This is a genomic window from Bradyrhizobium sp. i1.15.2, assembly GCF_040548425.1.
GTDB classification, from domain to species: domain Bacteria; phylum Pseudomonadota; class Alphaproteobacteria; order Rhizobiales; family Xanthobacteraceae; genus Bradyrhizobium; species Bradyrhizobium canariense.
Genome location: NZ_JBEPRQ010000069.1, coordinates 1 through 2620, shown reverse-complemented (window position 1 = coordinate 2620; position 2620 = coordinate 1). Strand labels below are relative to the sequence as shown.

The 2620-nt window shown below is 62.6% G+C and carries 3 protein-coding genes; all 3 read right to left on the bottom strand.

Features of this window, described 5'->3' with window-relative positions:
* Positions 1-77 precede the first annotated feature (77 nt).
* From tnpC to tnpA, 3 genes are read right to left on the bottom strand one after another with little or no spacing between them, the layout of a single operon-like run.
* Positions 78-1742 carry an IS66 family transposase gene (gene tnpC / locus ABIB80_RS39195; RefSeq protein WP_085357270.1) on the bottom strand — a complete coding sequence of 555 codons (1665 nt, stop codon included), beginning with the start codon at positions 1740-1742 and terminating at the stop codon, positions 78-80.
* 45 nt (positions 1743-1787) lie between these two features.
* Positions 1788-2108 carry an IS66 family insertion sequence element accessory protein TnpB gene (tnpB, locus tag ABIB80_RS39190; protein ID WP_425304745.1) on the bottom strand — a complete coding sequence of 107 codons (321 nt, stop codon included), beginning with the start codon at positions 2106-2108 and terminating at the stop codon, positions 1788-1790.
* 23 nt (positions 2109-2131) lie between these two features.
* Positions 2132-2533 carry an IS66-like element accessory protein TnpA gene (gene tnpA, locus ABIB80_RS39185; RefSeq protein ID WP_085357272.1) on the bottom strand — a complete coding sequence of 134 codons (402 nt, stop codon included), beginning with the start codon at positions 2531-2533 and terminating at the stop codon, positions 2132-2134.
* Positions 2534-2620: the final 87 nt, after the last annotated feature.

The following is a 2620-nucleotide window of genomic DNA, read 5'->3' as shown; positions in this document are numbered from 1 at the left end:
GTACGCATACGACGAAGGCCGCCTGATTGACACATGCGCGCGAGCGCGGCGAGTTCTACGATGGCGTTGCGTGAAGGTCAGGCGGCTTGCTGATCGGCGGACTTGCCGGCTTGGTGCAGGAGCTTCCATTCCCAGGGCAGCAGTTCGCGCAGCCGCGACGCGGGAAGATCGGCGATCCGGGCGAGGACGTCGGCGAGCCAGGCCTTTGGATCGACGTCGTTGAGGCGGCAGGTCGTGATCATCGTCAGCATGATCGCGGCACGGTCGGCGCCACGTTGGCTACCAGCGAAGGTCCAGTTGCGCCTTCCCAAGGCAATGCCTCTCAATGCACGCTCAGCGCAATTGTTGGTCAAGCAGATCCGGCCATCGTCGAGGAAGCGGACGAAGTCGTCCCAGCGCTTGAGCATGTAGTTCATGGGCTTCAGGACCTCGGCGGAGCGCGAGAGGCTTTCTCGCTCGCGGAGCAGCCAGTCATGCATGTCGTCGAGCAGCGGCTTGCTCCGCTCCTGGCGCACGGCACGCCGCTCGTCGGCACTACGGCCGTTGATGGCGCGCTCGATCTCGAACAACGCATCCAGACGCCTGACCGCCTCCAGCGCGATCGGGGAGACCGGTTTGCCCTTGCGGCCTTCCCGGGCGGCTTTCTCGATGTCAGCCAGTTCGAAGAATCCCCGCCGCGCATGGGCCAGGCAAAACGCCGGCGTGATCGGCATTGCTTTCCTTTTTGGGTCGAACAACGGCTCGAAGCCGCCATAGCAATCCGCCTGCAGAATGCCGGCGAAGGCGGCCAGATGCTTCTGAGGATGTTCGCCCCGTCGGTTGCCCGAGGCATAATAGACCGCCGCCGGCGGCGCAGGCCCGGCGAACGGCCGGTCATCCCGCACATAGGTCCAGATCCGGCCGGTCGTGCACTTGCCCTTCGCCAGGATGCGGATAGTGGTGTCGTCGCCATGAAGGCGCTCGGCCGCGAGCACATGACGCTCGATCAGCTGGAACAGCGGCATGACGGCGAAGGTTCCGTGGCCGACCTGGTCGGCCAGCGTCGACAGCGGCAGGTCGATCCGCTCAGCCTTGAAGCGCACGCTCTGGCGATTGAGCGGGATATGCATGCCGAACTTGTCGAACAGCATTGTCGCCAGCAATTGCGGACCGATGAAGCCGCGCGGCGTGGCATGGAACGGTGCCGGCGGCTGGCTGATCTTCTCGCAATCGCGGCAGGTGAACTTCTCGCGTATCGTCTCGATCACCTTGAAGCGACGCGGGATCTCCTCCAGCGTCTTGGTCACATCCTCTCCGACCTTCGCCAGCCGAGATCCACCGCAGCAGGCGCAGCTCGTTGGAGCCTCAATGACGACGCGCTCGTGTTCGATGTCGTCCGGCCATGGCTGGCGAACCGGCCGCTTGCGCATGAAGGGGCGAACGTTCTGCGTCTTCGCTGCTGCGGCCTGCGCGGCAAGCTCATTCTCGGTCGCCGTGGTGGCGAGTTCTTCGAGCTCCAATTCCAACTGCTCGAGTAAACGCGCCGTGCGCTCGGAGCGCTGCCCGTGCAGTTCGCGTTTGAGCTTCTCGATCCGTAGCTCAAGATGAGCGATCAGCACCTCGCTGTCCGATAGCTCCGCCCGCGCGTTGGCGGCATCCGCGACTGCCACATCGCGTTCAGCCTGCAACGCCTCGCGCTCGGCCAGCAGAGCAAGGTAGGCTCTCGTGAGATCCGAAGGAAGGTCGTCCGGCTTCGATGTCATGACGCCATTGAATCAGATCGAGCATCAGATTCAAACCCAAAACGATTATCCGACCCGCGTCGGCCGCTGGGTTTCTTGCGGATTGCGCCAATCGATCCCGGACAGCAGATAGCTCAACTGCGCCAGCGAGATCGTTACCGCTTCACCGGCAACCGATGGCCAGATAAACTTTCCTCTCTCGAGTTTTTTTGTGAACAAGCAGGCTCCCTGACCATCGTGCCAGATCACCTTCACAAGATCGCTGCGGCGACCGCGGAAGACAAACAAATGACCGCTGAGCGGTTCTTTGTGCAGCACCTCCTGCACTTGGAGGGCCAGCGACGGAAAGCCTCTGCGCATATCCGTGTAGCCTGTCGCCAGCCACACTCGCACATTCCCTGGTACAGCAATCATCGGCGTCCAAGCACATCGAGGACCCGCGCCAGCGCCTCCGGATCGACGTGCGCATCCACCCGGATGCACCGTCGGTTGCCGAGATCGATCTCTATCAATCCAGTACGTGCGGCTGCCGCCGAGCGAACTCGGCCATCAACCGTAGGCAAAAGCTTCGCAGTTTCTTCAGTCGAAGCCGCTACGGCGGCGATCTGCACCGGCGTAAAAGATGGTGCAACTTGTTCCGATGTCCGTGCTTGTCGACGCCAGGTAAACACCAGGCTGGCCGCTACTCCGTTGCGCCGCGCAACCTCAGTTACCTTCGCGCCCGGTGCCAACGTCTCCTCGACAATCCGTGCCTTGTCGTCCTGCGACCAACGCCGCCGCCGCTCCAGCCCGCCTAAAACCTCGACCCGCATCGCCTGATGACCTTAAAGCTAGACTTAAGGTCACACGCTTCGCGAATTACCAACCCTCACGCAAGACGGCCCCCATCGGAGGCGTAC